Origin of the sequence: Arcanobacterium pinnipediorum, from assembly GCF_023973165.1 — a bacterium.
Lineage (GTDB): Bacteria > Actinomycetota > Actinomycetes > Actinomycetales > Actinomycetaceae > Arcanobacterium > Arcanobacterium pinnipediorum.
In genome coordinates this window covers 1,138,200-1,154,976 of sequence record NZ_CP099547.1, presented here as the reverse complement: position 1 = coordinate 1,154,976, position 16,777 = coordinate 1,138,200, and the positions used below count along the sequence as shown (strand labels likewise).

Genomic DNA, 16,777 nt, shown 5'->3' with positions numbered 1-16,777 from the left:
ATGGGAAGATTCTTAAGATCTACTGTTTTCGCGATATCGGTTAGCCTTAGCCTAGGTATAACTCCGTTAGCAGTAGCCACTCCAGTTTCTCACGTGCAGCATTCTAGCGAAGTCTCGTTGACGGATATAGATTCCTTAATAAAGGATCATGGCGAGCGCTCATCGCAACGCGTGCGCGTACTAATTATGCTTGAGCGTCAGCCAGCGTATGCATCTGAGCTAGGCGAAGCAGACAACAAAAATCGCCAGGCACAACTTATTGCACAATGGCGTGAGAAGTACGAACTCGAACCAGGACGCCAACTAGGCTTTCTCGTCAACGGTTTTTCTGCAACGATGCCGGCAAGTAAGATTCCAGCATTGCAACGCGAACCAGAAGTAGCTTCAGTCAAACGTGAACGAACCTACGAAAAACTAGAGCATAATGCACGCAAGATGGAAGGTGTGCCACGCGCACACGAGCTCTTCGGTCTCGATGGGGCCGGCACAGTTGTCTCCATCATTGACTCTGGTATAGATCCTCGGCACAAAGATTTACAGCTTTCGGCGCAAGAATGTGACCAGGCCAAACTGGCACCAGATACCACACACGGTTCGTTATTTACCTGCAAAGTTCCAGCAGGATACAACTTCGCCGATGACAACTACGAAATTATTGACCGTGAAGAAAGCCAGCACGGCCAACACGTCTCTGGCATCGTAGGAGCTAATGCGTCAATCCGCGATGATATAGCCCAACCCGATGTGCTTGAAAATAGTGCCTTTGATGGTGTGGCACCAAAGGCGCAACTCTTGGCTATGAAAGTCTTCCCCAATAATCCAGATGCCCGCGCAAATGATTCTGATATCATCGCCGCGATCGAAGCATCGGTAAAGCTCCGCGCAGATATTATCAATATGTCTTTAGGATCTGCCAACGGTAACCGCAACGATTCTGATGGTGTTGCACGCGCAATTGCCAAAGCGCGTGAAGCTGGCGTTCTCGTCGTCGTCGCCGCTGGTAACGAAGGTAAAAACTTTTCTCCTAATGGTGAATTAGATAACTATTCAGAGCAACTTGACGATGGAACTCTCGGTTCGCCAGCCGCAGATAGCGCCAGTTTTACCGTTGCATCAATCGACAACCAAGTTCAGGTCGTTCCAGTAGCGAACTGGCGCGTTGGCCAAGACGGTCAAGATCAACTCTTGCCACACAAGAGTGCAACTGGCAGTGCTGACGGGCAACTCTATGAGCTTGTCGATCTAGGCTACGGGCAAGAAAGTGATTTCACCGCGGAGAAGAAAGCAGAACTTAGCGGCAAGTTCGCTCTTATCCAACGAGGTAAAGTAACCTTCGCTGATATGTTCGAACGAGCTTTTTCAGCCAATGCACAAGGCGTTTTAGTCTATAACGACGCAGCGCGCGGTGAAGAATTCATCGGAATGGGAGGCATCGAGCACTACACTCAATTCTCAGCTTCCACATACCATTCAGTTGGAGTCCAACTCGTCGATGAACTTAAAACCAACAAAGTTTACGTTAAGTTCACTAACGAGCGTCAGCTAACGGACTTTGGTGGAACACAGACCTTGCGTCCGTCCTCGTTTACCTCTTGGGGTCCAACCCCAACTCTTGATTTCTCCCCGCACATCTCTGGTGTAGGTGGAGAAGTTTATTCCTTACAAAACGATGATCGCTACGTTTCTTTGTCGGGCACTTCCATGGCAGCGCCAAATGTCGCTGGACTTTCAGCGCTACTGTGGCAACACTACGCTCAACAATTCCCAGAACTGAGCGGTGTAGAACGCACTGAACGGATCCGCGCAGCGCTGATGAACACCGCGCAAATCCCCGTCAATGAAGCAGGTATACCATTTGCACCTCGCCAAATTGGCGCCGGCTTAGCGCGAATCGACTATGCGGCTACGAGCCCAGTTATTGCCACCGTCAATGGTCTACCATATGTCTCCTTGCGAGAAGTACAAGGGCAAACATCATTCACTGTTTCCCTGCACAATTACGGGCAAGAAGATGCAACGTATTCCATCCCTGCACAACAAGTTCTCAATGAATCAGAGTCTGATTCTGGAAATGCAATCACAGTTATTTCATCAGAACAGCTCAGTGCTGACGTTCAAACCGTCACGATTCCAGCAGGTGAAGAACGCACCGTAACATTCACCCTTACCCCCGATACCGCAACGTCTCACTTCATCGAAGGATGGGCGAGATTTACCGGTCAAAATGTTCCAGATATTGCAGTGCCATACCTGGGCTTTGTCGGAAGTTGGAATGCTGAGCCTATCATCGAAAAGCCTGGCGTGCCATGGGGAGATCCAGTGGAACACACTGCTTACACTGGCTTAGCTACCTTACGTGAAGGCTTAGTTGTTCCTATCGGACTCCTCAACGACGTCTTAGATGACGAACGTGATCTAACATTGTGGATGTCGCCTAATGATGACGGACTCCAAGATGTCATATTCCCGCAGTTGCTGGTACGTCGAAATGCCGCTGAGGTCGAATACGAAATCGAATCCGAAGATGGCACGATTCGCCAAACCACAGGCAAACAGCAAGATCTACGTCGCTACACGCTCAAAGCCGCTTTAGGTCCTAACGTGACGAACGACGACATCGTTGAAAACGCGAGCGGATATGGATTTGACGGCCAGACCTACGATCCACGAAATGTCGCCTACACCAACGTTCCTGACGGACGCTACATTTTTAAAGTAAAGACACGCGTGTCACCAGAATATGACTGGCAAGTAACTCAACTGCCATTTGGTATTGACACCACAACACCAACAGTTACGTTCGGACGATACGATGAAGCAGAAGGATACGTCTACTTCACCGTCAATGACTCTGGTTCTGGAATCCAAGTATTACCCGTTGTCGATACTGATTCGCAAACCAATCTCATTGCAGAACGAGTAGGTGATTCCGACTCAGAATTCCGGGTCGCGGTTCCTGAGCACACCAAGCACATTGTGGTTAACGCTGGCGATATGGCTGCTAACGTGGCTACTGCGGTACATATTCTTAATCCGCAAGACAAGATCAGCGTTGCGTTTGCAGATGATATCCAAGCTGGCCCAATTGGACCGATTAAACCATACGTCACCTTCCTTGGTGAACCTGACGGTCCGAAGCTGGTGGTAGACGGATACGTTGCGCAAGATGTTGCCAAAGTGACTATTAACGGTACTGAAACTGAAATTGTTGACCGCAATTTCTATGAATATATACCACTAGTTGCCGGCGATAACGATATCAAGATCGTAGCTTACAACGCTGCCGGAGAACAGGTGAGCGCGCTTGATCTAACACCGTTCTATGATGCGCTACCACCGGTCTTAACCATTGACTCACCCGCGCCAATTTCTGAGAACACAGTGACCCTAACCGGATCCATTACCGATGATAATCCGCAAGCTCAATTGGTTGTCCTTGTCGATGGTGTCCCTGCAACAATCAACGAAAATGGCGAGTTTAGTGCAGTCGTTGAAGTTTCAGACGACGCCCAGACGGTCACTGTTGTGGCTAGCGATGGTGCCCAGCGCATTTCAGAGGCGGTTCCAATTGCAGGACGTGGTGCCGATACACCGGTTCCACCGCCGCCGCCTTTGCCGGGTGGACCAGTACTTCCACCTCCGCCACCACCATTGCCTGACGGTGGCTTCCCATCAACGGTTTCGCTTCCTGAAATAACAAACGCCCAATGTAGTGAACAGATAGATATCTGTGCGGTTCCAACCGATACGACCAATTACGATCGTGAGACGAAGGTATTCCAGCTCAAGGGCACCCTCAATGCTGAACTGATCGCCAAACTCCAGTTGGTTCCGACAGGAGAAGCTAAGGATGGCAAGGTTGTTGAACCTGAGCCATTAGTAGCGCAGATTAATCCAGCAGATGGCACTTTCGCTATCGATATTCCAGCACGTACCGGACAAAATGATTTCCGGCTCGAAATCTTTGTTCCTGGCGAGACTGCGGATAAGCCAGTCAAGGTCAAGGAACATGGGTTTAAGCTTCTCATTGACGTCAATGTGCCAGAAATACACATCGATCAGCCAGTGACGGTTGGTGGCTCGATCTTCACGGCCACCAGCGAGGTAGTCTTCTCTGGAAAAGTCTCTGACGATGGTTGGGGCTATAAGTTCTTAATCAATAAGGACACCGTTGAAGAGCGGGAAAATAACTCCGGGCACGGTCCACAATCCAATGAACGTGAGTTCACTTATCCACTCAAGGTTGAAGACGGAGATAAGGTTCTTATTACCGTCATTGATAGTTTCGGAAATCAAATCCTTGGTGTCTACCCGGTCGTGGTCGATAAGGAAGCTCCAATGCTCCAAACCCAATACGGCGAAGAAGCACTGGTAGAAAGTTCTGTCATTGCAGACAAAGAGCCAATCGATGTTTCGGCAACTGATCTTCATCTGCGTAGTTTGAAGGTTGAGCTAAAGGATATCGATGGCACTACCATCTCAACACAACGCCTCTTTACCGATATTAACGTCACGCAGCGTCCTATCGAAGATCTGATGGCTGATGTACGAGAGATTCGCGACCTGGCACCAGATGAAGAAGCCGATGCAGATACTGCTCTGAATGCGCAGCTACAAGGTAGTCAGGAAGATACACCAGATGAAGCGGCTCAGGAAGAAAGCCCGAGCGTGGAAAATGAAGTGTTTGTTTCTGGAACTGAAGCTAACGTCGTCGACCAAAAGCTCTCCGTGCCAATTCCAACGCGAGATCTGCGCGCTGGTTTGTACACACTGACGGTTCTAGCTGACGACTTTGCAGGCAACGTCAAGACCTCAGCAGTAACGTTCGTCGTTGATAGCTTGCCTCTCATCGAGGGTCCAGATACGGTGGATCTAACGTTGACTAGACTAGAACTAACTAATTTTTATCTAGTTAGCGAGCTGATTTTTGCAAAGTTCTCCATCGTTGATGACGGATCGGCTGATATTAAGGGCGACGGTAGTGGTAGCGGAGAGCCTCGCTTCCTGCTCGATCCATCTACTGTGCTCGTGCCGGGAACGAACAACGTTATTTTGCGTGCTATCCAGCCCAACGGTATGGAAACACACAAACTTTTGACCGTTAATATTACTGTCAAAGACGATGCTCCAACTCCACCCGGACAAGATCCAGACAATGATGGTGCTACCGATACATCCACAGACGGTTCAAACAATGGTTCTGGTATCACAGATATAACCAATGGAAAGCCTGGAAACGCCCATAGTGGTTCGACGCTTATCCCGCTAGCTAATACTGCTAGCGCGACCCACAGTGGCAAACTCGCTACCACAGGTTCATATTCTGGATATCTCATCCTTCTAGCCGCACTGTTGATTGCCGGAGGAATGGTGCTCAACCAAAGATCACGTCGCCTTTAAGGTGATGATGTGAATAGATAGGGTTGGTAGCCAAGATGTTGGCTACCAACCCTATCGTCATAACGAGCCAAGTGGAGTTCAAGAGTAGACTAGTTTCCATGCGGATTCTTATAACCGGCTTTGAGCCGTTTGGAAATGATACGGAAAATGCGAGCTGGGAAGCTGTCTCTCGCCTCCCAGAGCAGATCAGCCTCGCAGATGCGCAGTTAGTTATTGAGCGGCGATTGCTACCCGTTGAATTTGGTCGGGGACCGGCTATGTTAGGCCAGGCGATCGAAAGTATTGCGCCTGACGCAGTGATATGTGTAGGTGAAGCGGGCGGGCGCTGCGATATCACTCCCGAGATGAGAGCTCAAAATAGTGCTCGCGCCAGTATTGCAGATAACTCGGGCCATATTGCCACCGGAGAAAAGCTTGATTGTGGCCCGCACACTCTCCATTCACGGCTACCCAATGGGCATATCGTCGAAGCACTCGTTGCCGGCGGATATCCAGCCTCACTTTCTGATGATGCGGGACAATACGTATGCAATGCAGTTTTTCGGTCAAGTTTGACTCAGTTCGCTGGCCCTGCTGGTTTCATTCACGTTCCAGCCCTACGCTCCAGCGGTGTGGCCAGCGTTGGCCGAGAAACAGATGCGAATATGCCGCATGAGCCAAAAACAGATCGCCACAATCTCGATTTTGACGATCTCGCCCAGGCGCTTGAAATAGCATGCCGCGTTGTTGCCCAACACCTGCGCTAAGCTTGTTCTGAGCGCTTAGGCTCGGTTACTCGCGGGTACTACGATGATGATAGCTATCTTCGCTTTTAGTTGCCCGAACCTCAGAGATAATCTCAGCACTTGAAGTCCAATCACGGGAGAGTTTGGCTGCTGCGTTAAATTCTGCGTCGATAATCTCAGACGGGGTGTAGGTAAGTAGTGAGACGATAATCGTGACAATCAAATTTGCTATAAATCCCGGCACTATTTCGTACAGATCGAAAATACCGCCAGAGATATTGCTCCACACCACAACGGTCAGTGACCCAACTACCATTCCCGATAGGGCTCCCGAGGTAGTAATTCTACGCCAGAACAGCGTCAGTAAAATGATTGGGCCGAATGCACCTCCGAAACCTGCCCACGCGAATGCGACGAGTTTCAAAATAGTGTCCGATGGGGAGATTGCTAAAACAGCTGCAATGGCTGAAATGGTGATAACTGCTAGTCGAGAGAGAAACACACCATAATTTTGCGATACTGCCTTGTGGAAGAACACTGAGTAGATATCTTCGACGAGCGCCGAGGATGAGACTAATAGCTGAGAGGAGATGGTTGACATAATTGCTGCCAGAATTGCGGCAAGCATGAAACCAGCAATGAGCGGGTGGAAGAGGACTTGGCCCATGTAAATAAAGACTTGTTCGGGGTTTTCCAAGAGCTTTTGGCCCGATTGTTGAGCGTATGCAATTCCGACCAGTGCAGTTCCCATGGCGCCGAGAATGGACACTATCATCCAGCCGATGCCAATGCGTCGTGCAGCAATGGCTTGTGAAGGTTTACGTAACGCCATGAAGCGAACAATGATATGGGGTTGACCGAAATAGCCTAGTCCCCATGCCAGTGCCGAGATGATAGCAATCGTTCCCGTAAATGTTAAACCGTTACCACCTGTCATTGATTGTAGATGCGGATTAACTATTTCGGCAGATTCTAGAGCTTGGTGCGGTCCGCCGACGGCGATCAAACCTATGACTGGAACCATCACGAGTGCCAAGAGCATCATGATTCCTTGAACGAGGTCAGTCCACGAGACGGCGAGGAAGCCACCAAGGAGCGTATATAAGATTGTTACTCCAGCAACGAGGAGCATACCGGTTAGATAGTCTAAGCCGAAGGCTGCTTCGAAGAATGTGCCGCCGGCAACCATGCCTGAGGAGACATAGAAGGTAAAGAAAAAGAGGATGACGATTCCGGAGACAATCCGTAACGTATGCGATGAATCGCGTAGCCGGGAGTCGAGGAAAGAAGGAACAGTAATTGAGTTGTGTGAAACCTCAGTATAGGAGCGCAATCGTGGTGCCACAAACTTCCAGTTTAGCCATGCTCCAATAGTCAAACCGATAGCGATCCACGATTCGATGAGCCCGTTGGCGTACAGTGCTCCAGGTAACCCTAGCAACAGCCAACCAGACATATCAGATGCGCCGGCAGAAAGAGCGGCGACGGCGGGGTGGAGTTGGCGTCCACCAAGAATGTAATCATCGACGGATGAATTCTTTCGATAAGCCCACAAGCCGATTCCGACCATCGCGAGTAGATAAATGACCATGGACAATATTTGGAACTGCTGATCGCTCATGTGATACTCCCACTGGTTGATTATCTTTAAGAGTACCGTATCGGCTAAAATGTCGTCATTAAAGATTCAAAATCTTAGTAAAAAGACAAAGTTGCTAGTATATTGACTGATATACAACAAGCTCAATTATGTAGTGTTCAAAGGGGAGCCTCATGGTTACTTCACTTAAAAACGATATTGACCTTCCACACGTCGCCCAAGATGCGATTCGTCGGGCGAAAATATGGGCCGATCGAGCTGCGGAACTACCTACTGATCGAGCCGGTCAGTTGCTGGCAGATGTTCTTGCTTGTGAAGGTGGCTTAGATTTTACGATTGATTTTGTTGACAAAGTAATTCGCCCAGAAAACAAACAGGTCGCGGCACGGAATTTAGAAAAACTCTCGACTCAAAAGATCGATTTCTTGCCTGCGTATTTGTCGCTTCCGGCCATGGTGGGTGGAAAGATGGCAACTTTAGCACCCAGCATCGTAGTGGGTAGTGCGTTTCGGGTATTTCGTGCCCTGGTAGGTGACCTGGTTCTTGATACTAGCCCGAAGAAATTAGGACCAGCAATTCGCCAGCTTCGCAAAGATGGCTCGCGGCTTAACCTGAATTTGTTGGGTGAGGCAGTGCTTGGAAAGAAGGAAGCACGCCGGCGACTCAGCGCAGTTATGGATCTTCTCGACCACGAGGACGTCGACTACGTATCTATCAAGGTTTCAGCCGTCTTGGGTGTGCACAACCCCTGGGGGTATGACAAGGCTGTAGCAGATGCAGTGGCAGGTCTCTATCCGCTCTATCACAAAGCGCATCAATTAGGGAAGTTCGTGAACTTAGATATGGAAGAGTATCACGACTTGCACTTGACGATTGACGTTTTCAAACAGCTTTTAGAGATGCCGCAGTTCCACGATTATTCTGCAGGTATTGTTCTCCAAGCATATCTACCTGATGCTTTGGAAGCGATGGTTGATCTTCAACAGTGGGCTAGCCAGCGAGTAGCGGGCGGTGGAGCGCCTATTAAGGTCCGGTTGGTTAAAGGCGCGAATCTGCCGATGGAACGCGTCGATGCAGTGATGCACGGTTGGACGCTTGCTACTCAGCCTTCGAAGGCTGCCTCGGATGCCAACTATTTGCGTATTTTGGAATACGCTCTGCGCCGTGAACATATTCGTAATGTCCATTTAGGTATAGCTGGCCATAATATGTTCTCCTTAGGTTTTGCGTTGTCGCTTATCGAAGCCCGGGGGATAACTGAAGGCTACGACGTCGAAATGCTCAAAGGCATGGCAACCAACCAGGCGCGTGCTGTGCGCGAAGATGTTGGCACTATCTTGTACTATGTACCAGTTGTTGATCCGGCTGAATTCGACGTCGCTATTTCTTATCTTGTGCGCAGACTTGAAGAGTCGGCAGCTGAAGAGAACTTCATGTCGGGCGTGTTCGATTTTCCCCATGACGTATCTGTTTTTGAACGCGAACGTCAACGCTACGTCACCGCATTGTTAGGCGCCTTCCCACAAGCTGATGAGCAGTTGCGCAAGGTGTTGCCGATAGAAGGTATTGGCGAGGTTCCAGAGCTTAGTTTTGGCCCGCGACGTATTCAAGATCGCCGGGTCGACGACGTCGAACTGGTCACCTCGTTCCATAACGTTGCTGATTCGGATCCGTCGTTGCCAGCAAATGTTTCGTGGGCAAGCAGTATTTTCCAGCGCATGGCAACAGACGATTTAGGCACCCAGTTGGCTGATTCTGCTCGCGTGCACACTGAAGAAGAAGTCGTTGAACGAATTTCTCAAGCTCGAGATGCCGCCCAATCTTGGGCTGATCGTCCGGCTCACGAGCGGGCATCAATTTTGCGCAAGGCAGGAAAGATCATCGGGCAGCGGCGTGCTGATTTCATTACGGTAGCAGGTAATGAGTGCGGCAAGATACTTCACGAGGGTGATATTGAAGTCTCGGAGGCGATTGATTTTTGTCATTACTATGCAGATCTTGCCGAAGAGTTAGAAACTCTTGACGGAGTCGATATTCAACCAGCGCAGGTCACTGCCGCGGTGCCGCCGTGGAATTTCCCGATTGCAATTGCTACCGGATCGGTAGCTGCACCCTTGGTTACTGGTTCTGCAGTTGTTTTCAAGCCAGCAGAACAGGCTCGTCGTACGGGCGCGTTGGTTGCCCAAGCAATGTGGGATGCCGGTGTTCCGCGTGAGGTGCTCCAGCTTATTGACATCCATCCAGATGATTTACCTGATGCTGGTCGCGCGTTAGTGACCCAGGTTGATCAGGTGGTTTTTACGGGCTCTGCGCAAACAGCTCAATTGTTCCGTTCGTGGAAACCAGATCTTCGTATTTTTGCTGAAACTTCAGGTAAGAATGCCATTATCGTTACTGAACAAGCAGATATTGATCTGGCTGCGAAAGACATCGTGACGTCGGCATTTGGGCATGCTGGTCAAAAATGTTCGGCTTGTTCGTTGGCGATTTTGGTTGGCTCTATGGCCGATTCGAAACGGCTCTTGGATCAGATCGTTGATGCGACGCGTTCGCTCGTGGTTGCCTACCCAGATACTCCTGACGCAGAGATGGGCCCGGTGATTGAGCCTGTTGCTGGAAAGCTTGAACGTGGATTGGCGCAACTAGAACCCGGTCAAAAGTGGCTTTTGACTCCCAAACAGCTCGACGATTCAGGACGGTTATGGTCACCTGGTATTCGCTATGGAATCACGCCGGGATCGGAGTTCCACCAAACGGAGTATTTCGGTCCGGTGTTAGGCATCATGCGAGCAAAGGATCTCGATGAGGCAATCGAGTTACAAAATGGGGTCGATTACGGTTTGACCGGAGGTATCCATTCGCTTGACGGCGATGAAATCTCAACGTGGCTAGATCGAGTTCAGGTTGGCAATGCCTATGTTAATCGAGGTATTACCGGAGCGATTGTGCGCCGGCAACCGTTTGGCGGCTGGAAGCGTTCCTCGGTGGGAACTGGGTCAAAAGCAGGTGGTCCGGACCATTTGCTGGGGATGGTTCATGTCAGTGCACGTAACGATGACTCTGTTAGCGATCTGGAGATTGTACGTGAAGATATTTCTAACGGCATGATGGGCGAGCTTTTCGATCTCGCGCACGCTGTTGAACCGCATCGCAAGGATCTGTTCAAAGCCACTGTGCGTAATGTCGATCATGCTTTAATGACACGTTACACCGCAGATATCGATGTTTCACAACTGGGCGTGGAAAAGAACATTTTGCGATATAAGCCAGCCTCAGTTCATGTCCGGATTGAAGATAGGCATGAATGGGACCTAGCTCTTGTCATGGTAGTGGGTGCGGCAGCTGGCGGTGCGGATATTACGGTATCAGTTGCCGGGGAAATTCCAGGTTCCTTTGCTGTGCTACTGTATCGTCATGGCATCGCTTTGACGGTAGAATCCCATGAGGCGTGGTTGAAGAAACTCACCGCAGAACCCGCTTTCCCATCTCGTATCCGTTACGTGGGAGAAAATGCGGCAGATATTGCTCGCGGCGTTGAAGGTTCGATCGATGTTGCGATTTATGCTGAGCCTCTCACAGGTAATGGACGAGTAGATTTGCGGCCATTCTTCCGCGAACAAGCAATTGCTGCAACGAACCACCGTTTTGGCGATCATACGCGCATTCTTGACGGAGTTTTGTAATGACTTGGGGTGGGGGCTAATGTTTTAGCCCCCACCCCAAGTTGTGCATGTGCGGTAGAATTCGTTTGTCGTTAAGCCCAGTTTGGGTTCTACGTGCCATGCAGTGACGATTCTTTATTTAGAATGCCGGAATGATTTCACCATCTGGATAGGTTTGACGGATATATTCGCCCACCTTGGGATCATGGAGAAGTTTCTCTAGCTTTGCAATGGCTTCGGCTTTAGGAGAATCTTTCTTCCACGCCAAAATATTTGCGTATGGGTTGTTTTCGCCATCTTCGATTGCAATCGCATCTTTTGCCGGGTTTAACCCATGATCTAGAGCGTAGTTTCCGTTGATTACAGCGATATCAACGTCTGGTAGCTGAACGGGAATAATAGCTGCTTCTGATTCGATAAGTGTGTAGTTGTGTGGATTCTTCGCTAAATCGTGGATGGTTGGGTTTTCGACATCTGCTAGTTCAAACAATCCGAGCTTTTCGAGGAGTTTGAGTGCGCGCGCCTGATTTGATGGATCGTTATTTACGAGGATGGATCCGCCATCTGGAATGTCTTTGATGTCTTTGATTTTTTGGGAGAATACCGCGTAGGGCTCTATTTGGATGCCTTCGCCATGTTCGAAATTGTAGCCTTTCTCGCTCACTTCAGTGTCGAAATATGGCACATGCTGGAAGTAATTGGCGTCTAATTCGCCTTCTTCGAGGGCAATATTGGGCTGAATGTAATCAGTGTATTCTTTGATCTCGATCTTCAACCCTGCTTCGGCAGCTAGGTTGTCATTGACATACTTCAAAATATCTGCGTGGGGTACTGGTGAGGCGCCCACTGTGAGGGTGATGATTCCAGATTCGTTTTCGTCTGATTTGCCGGTGTCTGTTCCCGATGTGCATGCACTAAGGGCAAGTGCACAGGCAAGGGCAGTGGTGAAATAGGTACGTAGTTTCATGATATTCCTTAAATTAACGCAGTTTGGGTACTGAATAAACTAGATTGCTGGGCAAAGCATTAGGTGACTTGGCCCAGTGCCAAGGCGATTGGAAATCCCGGTTGGTTGAGCCTTAGCGGTGATCAACCGACCGGCTAAGCATGTCACCAATCCATTGAACGATTTGCACAATAATCAAAATAGCGATCACGGCGATGATGACGACGTCGAAGTGGTGGCGGATGTAGCCTTGATTTATTGCCAACGCTCCCAGGCCGCCACCGCCAACAATGGAAGACATTGCCGAATAGCCAATAATTGTAATGGTAAGAATGGTGATCGATTGGAAAATCGCAGGTAAAGCTTCGCGTACTAAAATTCCGGTCATGATCTGGCGCGCAGACGCGCCAGCCATTTGCGCAGCTTCGACTTTGCCATGTTCTACGGCAAGCACATTTGATTCAATCAGACGAGCAAAATATGGTACGGCAGATACAACGAGTGCGATGGTAAAGGCTGGCCAGCCGACGGTTGATAATCCGGGGATGCTGATAAAGCGAATGGCGTATAGGACGATGACTGCCAAGATAATGAAGGGGATAGCCCGGCCAATATTTACCGTTGCTCCGATAATTTTATGCGCCAGCTTGTTCGGGATTAGCCCGTCTTTGCGGGTTTCGGCAAGAATTACTCCGAGCGGAAGTCCAAGTATCACAGTGATGGCAGTGCTAAAGAAGACCATGACCAAGGTTTCAGCGATTGAGGGTAGGAGTTGATCTAGGACAACTTGACGGTTGAACCAGGTTCCTTCCTCGCCACGAGCTGTTAGTAGTGAAGAATATAAAATGGCAGTTACTGGGCTCATACTTCACGCACCTGTGCAAAGATCGTTGCTTTATCGAATTGACGTGCGCATTGATGCCCGGCACCTATTGGCACGGTTAAGGCAAGTCTGCCAACTTGGACGTCGCCGACAGTTTCGAAGGTTCCAGAGGCAATATCTGCACCTATTTCAGCGACTTTACTCATCACTCGTGATCCGGTGGGATCTCCGGGCTGTGAGGTGAAGTAGAGGTCTACCACATCATTTAGCTCAGTTATTTGGGTATCGAGTTCGGGCAGCGGAATGAGCATCCGTGCCAGGGCAGAGGTGGGGTTGCGTAGGATGTCACGGATGGAGCCAGTTTCGCGGATTGTTCCAGCATCTAAGAGTGTTACCGAATCGCAGATGCTACGAACTACAGACATTTCATGGGTGATAACGACGACGGTGACGCCGGTTTGTTCCCGGACATTTTTAAGTAGTGCGAGTATCGACTCCGTTGTTTCCGCATCTAGCGCCGATGTGGGTTCGTCAGCTAACAAGACTGACGGGTAGTCAGCTAGTGCACGCGCGATGCCTACGCGCTGACGTTGTCCACCAGAAAGCTGAGCTGGGTAGGATTGGCTTTGTTGCTCCAATCCAACGAGCTGGAGCAATTCGCCTAGCCTGAGGTCAATCGAATAGTACGGTACTTTTGCGATGTGCAAGGGATAGGTGATGTTTTCGTTCACTGTGCGTGAGTCGAAGAGGTTTGCTCCTTGAAAAACCATTCCTATTTTGCGTCGTGCTGCGCGCAACTTAGCCGGGGATAGCTGGGTGAGATCTTCGTTGTCAACCAAAATAGATCCGCTACTTGGACGCTCGAGTGCGGTAAGGCATCGGATAAGTGTTGATTTACCGGCACCAGATTCACCCACGATACCGTGGATCGTATTATCGGGGATCGTCAACGATAGGTTCTTCAGTGCGTAGACATCTGAGGCACCTTTTCGGGGGTAAATCTTTGTAACGTTTTTTAGCTCAATCACGCGTTCCTCCATCGCACTCGGCAGTAGCACCCGCCAATTTCGGGTTGCTGCAGCGTCGTAGAGCCGAGTCTCTCAGCTGCTCTTGATGAATAACTATAGATTGACATGTTCGGAGTAGAAAATCAACTGAGTCTCACATGTCGAACGCTTCAGTGTTCGTGATAATGCTGTAAAAACGTCATTATTTGTACGGTGAGGGAAGTTCAAGAGGTAGTTGTTGGGTATCTCACGGCAAAATAATTTTAGGTTCGAGAACGAACCGGCCTGATGATACGAGTAGTAGCCGTACGCAAAACCTGTGGGAGGCGTATGCGACCATGAGAATATGACTACACATGATGAAGATAATCCAGTACAAGAGGTCAGCATTATCGATGGAAAGGAGAACCGTCAAGCTATTGAAGTTTATGCGATTGCGGGCACGAGTAGCGAGCTGGCTACCTTTACCTCCTCAACATAAAAGGGTTGCCTCCCAAAAAGTTTTGGGAGGCAACCCGATGAGCTGACGAGCAATGTTTAACAGTGGGCAGCAGCTACTGCTAGAGCCAGTGCCTTTTGGAATTTGCTTTCACGTTCTTGAGCATCCATATCTGGGCCAGGTACAGTGATGTGGTCTGACACTGTTAATACGCTTAACGCATGGCGATCATACTTGGTTGCCAAACCGTAGAGCGCGCCAGCTTCCATCTCCACTCCCAAGCAACCGATCTTTGCCAAGGCTTCATTTTCTGCCGGATCAACTCCGTAGAAACGGTCGCGTGAAACGATTGTTCCAACGTGTACTGTCTCATCATCACCGGCCGCATCAGCTGCGCCGCGAACTAGTTGATAGGAAGCAATCGCCGAAAAGTGAGTGCTCGGTGCCATATAGGTATTGAGCACACCCTCATAGTGAGCGCCGTTGGCAATGATGACATCACCTACGTTGACTTTCGGTGACAAACCACCAGCAGTACCAACGCGGATAATACGCTCCACATCGTAAAACATGAATAGCTCGTTGACGTAGATAGATAGCGATGGTTGGCCCATGCCTGATGCCATAATTGATAGTGGCTTGCCGTTGACTTCGCCGGTGTAGCCCACGATTCCGCGCACGTTGGAAACCATTTGCGCATCGGGCATTAACAGCTCTGCCATCTTTGTTGCACGCTTTGGATCACCCGGCATGAGAACTGCAGGTGCGAAGTCGCCTGGTTGTGCACTGATATGAGGTGTTGCCATAGAAATTACCCTTTCACGTCACTAATCACGAAGTTTTCTTGATCTGATACTTAAATATTGTAGCTGAACTATCGTCTTGCCGGTCTGAAAAGTCTTGAAAAGCGCTGTGCTATACGGTCTCGCTTAGCTTTGCGCCGTTGTGCTGGTGGTGCAGTGACCGCAATTCGCGAAGAGAAATCTAACCAGTATTCTTCACGCAGCTCCAAGAAATCTCGAGGTGGGCCGCCGGGGCGATCAGCTAGCGAATCTAGATATGGATACATGTCGTGCCCACGCAAATAAAGCACAATGACGTTAAGTGCTGCAACAATTGGAACAGTAAAAATTGCCCCCACAATACCAGCAACGGCAGAACCAGCTGCTACTATCAAAACAATGGCGAGTGGATGGATATTGAGTGCATTGCCCTGAAGTATTGGCTGTAATAGATTACCTTCAAGTTGTTGAACAAAAAGGATACCTACGGCCATCATCGCAGCCATAAAGAATGATTGCGTATTGACTAAGACAATAATAATGGCCACGAAACCAGATAAGAAAGCTCCAACCACCGGTATGAATGCAGCGACGAAGACGATAACTCCAATAGGGAGCGCTAGACTCATTGGTGTTTCGAGGAGCATCGCGATACCAGCAATACCCAGCGCATCGATTAAGGCGACGAGTGCCTGGGTTCGGGTGTAGTTTCCGATCATAACCCACGCACGGATACCGGCTTCATTTGCGGAATTTTGGTAGTGCATGGGCAGGAGGCGAACACACCAGTGCCATAGGCGTCGGCCATCTTTGAGGAAAAAGAACAGTGTGAACAAGGTGAGTAAAAAGCCGGTAACTAAAGAGGTTACTGTTGAACCAACTGCCACGACTCCACCGAGTATTTGAGAAGAATTGTTCGTCAGCGTTTGCTGGATTGAGCCCCAGGCGTCGTTGACTCTATCGCCAAGGTGTGGAAAGCGTTGCGTGAGGTCTTGAACAATCGTACTAATACCTTCGTTTAATTGTTCTGAAATATCTGTAAAGCCAGAAACTATGCCAACAGAGGAACTCCACATGAGTACCACAAAAATTCCTAAGGAGGATAAAAGGACGCCACCGGCGGCAAGGCTGGCTGGGAATTTCGCGTACTTTTTTAACGCGGCAACTAACGGTTCTAAAACCACAGCAAGCAAGAACGCTACCATCACTGAAATCAGTAGAGTGTAAAACTTAATTGATAACCAACCCAGAACACCAAATGCTAGCCCAACTACCAGCAACCGCCAAGACCACGCGGCTAAAGTTCTTAGTGGTTGAGGGACTCGACTCACTGAGTAGTCTTCAGCCGTTGCGTGCATAAAATCTCCTTATATGCGTAGAATAGTTTGAGCCC

Annotated in this window: 10 protein-coding genes and 1 riboswitch; of the genes, 4 read left to right on the top strand and 6 right to left on the bottom strand. The window is 49.4% G+C overall.

The window, feature by feature from the left end; genetic code table 11:
• A complete protein-coding gene (locus NG665_RS05095; protein WP_252672586.1) occupies nucleotides 1–5,400 on the top strand; it encodes a S8 family serine peptidase in 5,400 nt (1,799 codons plus the stop codon).
• Nucleotides 5,401–5,498: 98 nt separating this feature from the next.
• Complete coding sequence (locus NG665_RS05090; RefSeq protein WP_252672585.1) at nucleotides 5,499–6,146, top strand: pyroglutamyl-peptidase I; 648 nt, start codon at nucleotides 5,499–5,501, stop codon at nucleotides 6,144–6,146.
• 25 nt (nucleotides 6,147–6,171) lie between these two features.
• Here the strand turns inward: NG665_RS05090 and putP are convergent, their stop codons facing one another.
• The gene (gene putP / locus NG665_RS05085; protein WP_252672584.1) at nucleotides 6,172–7,746 is read right to left on the bottom strand and encodes a sodium/proline symporter PutP; all 1,575 of its coding nucleotides are present in this window, start codon (nucleotides 7,744–7,746) and stop codon (nucleotides 6,172–6,174) included.
• Between the two features lie 152 nt (nucleotides 7,747–7,898).
• Between putP and NG665_RS05080 the strand changes: the two genes are divergently transcribed.
• A complete protein-coding gene (locus NG665_RS05080) occupies nucleotides 7,899–11,408 on the top strand; it encodes a proline dehydrogenase family protein (protein WP_252672583.1) in 3,510 nt (1,169 codons plus the stop codon).
• Nucleotides 11,409–11,526: 118 nt separating this feature from the next.
• Here the strand turns inward: NG665_RS05080 and NG665_RS05075 are convergent, their stop codons facing one another.
• The 3 genes from NG665_RS05075 to NG665_RS05065 all read right to left on the bottom strand — a co-directional run bounded on the left by NG665_RS05075 (nucleotide 11,527) and on the right by NG665_RS05065 (nucleotide 14,184).
• Entirely contained in the window at nucleotides 11,527–12,354 is an 828-nt protein-coding gene (locus tag NG665_RS05075) for a MetQ/NlpA family ABC transporter substrate-binding protein (protein WP_252672582.1), read from the bottom strand.
• A 112-nt stretch (nucleotides 12,355–12,466) separates the two neighbouring features.
• Nucleotides 12,467–13,198 (bottom strand): methionine ABC transporter permease, encoded by a 732-nt coding sequence (locus NG665_RS05070; protein WP_252672581.1) that lies wholly within the window; start codon nucleotides 13,196–13,198, stop codon nucleotides 12,467–12,469.
• Complete coding sequence (locus NG665_RS05065; protein ID WP_252672580.1) at nucleotides 13,195–14,184, bottom strand: methionine ABC transporter ATP-binding protein; 990 nt, start codon at nucleotides 14,182–14,184, stop codon at nucleotides 13,195–13,197. Before NG665_RS05065 ends, NG665_RS05070 begins: the two co-directional genes overlap by 4 nt.
• A gap of 5 nt (nucleotides 14,185–14,189) precedes the next feature.
• A riboswitch (SAM riboswitch) is annotated at nucleotides 14,190–14,276 on the bottom strand.
• A gap of 233 nt (nucleotides 14,277–14,509) precedes the next feature.
• Between NG665_RS05065 and NG665_RS08670 the strand changes: the two genes are divergently transcribed.
• Nucleotides 14,510–14,644, top strand: coding sequence for a hypothetical protein (locus NG665_RS08670; protein WP_289812908.1), 135 nt, complete (start codon nucleotides 14,510–14,512; stop codon nucleotides 14,642–14,644).
• 56 nt (nucleotides 14,645–14,700) lie between these two features.
• Here the strand turns inward: NG665_RS08670 and NG665_RS05060 are convergent, their stop codons facing one another.
• A complete protein-coding gene (locus NG665_RS05060; RefSeq protein WP_252672579.1) occupies nucleotides 14,701–15,408 on the bottom strand; it encodes a purine-nucleoside phosphorylase in 708 nt (235 codons plus the stop codon).
• Nucleotides 15,409–15,476: 68 nt separating this feature from the next.
• Nucleotides 15,477–16,742, bottom strand: a complete 1,266-nt coding sequence (locus NG665_RS05055) for an AI-2E family transporter (RefSeq protein WP_252672578.1) — start codon at nucleotides 16,740–16,742, stop codon at nucleotides 15,477–15,479.
• Nucleotides 16,743–16,777: the final 35 nt, after the last annotated feature.

Coding starts and splice junctions, on each gene's coding strand:
- NG665_RS05060 (WP_252672579.1), bottom strand. CDS start 15,408: ATGGCAACACCTCATATCAGTGCACAACCAGGCGACTTCGCACCTGCA.
- NG665_RS05055 (WP_252672578.1), bottom strand. CDS start 16,742: ATGCACGCAACGGCTGAAGACTACTCAGTGAGTCGAGTCCCTCAACCA.
- NG665_RS05070 (WP_252672581.1), bottom strand. CDS start 13,198: ATGAGCCCAGTAACTGCCATTTTATATTCTTCACTACTAACAGCTCGT.
- putP (WP_252672584.1), bottom strand. CDS start 7,746: ATGAGCGATCAGCAGTTCCAAATATTGTCCATGGTCATTTATCTACTC.
- NG665_RS05080 (WP_252672583.1), top strand. CDS start 7,899: ATGGTTACTTCACTTAAAAACGATATTGACCTTCCACACGTCGCCCAA.
- NG665_RS08670 (WP_289812908.1), top strand. CDS start 14,510: ATGACTACACATGATGAAGATAATCCAGTACAAGAGGTCAGCATTATC.
- NG665_RS05095 (WP_252672586.1), top strand. CDS start 1: ATGGGAAGATTCTTAAGATCTACTGTTTTCGCGATATCGGTTAGCCTT.
- NG665_RS05090 (WP_252672585.1), top strand. CDS start 5,499: ATGCGGATTCTTATAACCGGCTTTGAGCCGTTTGGAAATGATACGGAA.
- NG665_RS05075 (WP_252672582.1), bottom strand. CDS start 12,354: ATGAAACTACGTACCTATTTCACCACTGCCCTTGCCTGTGCACTTGCC.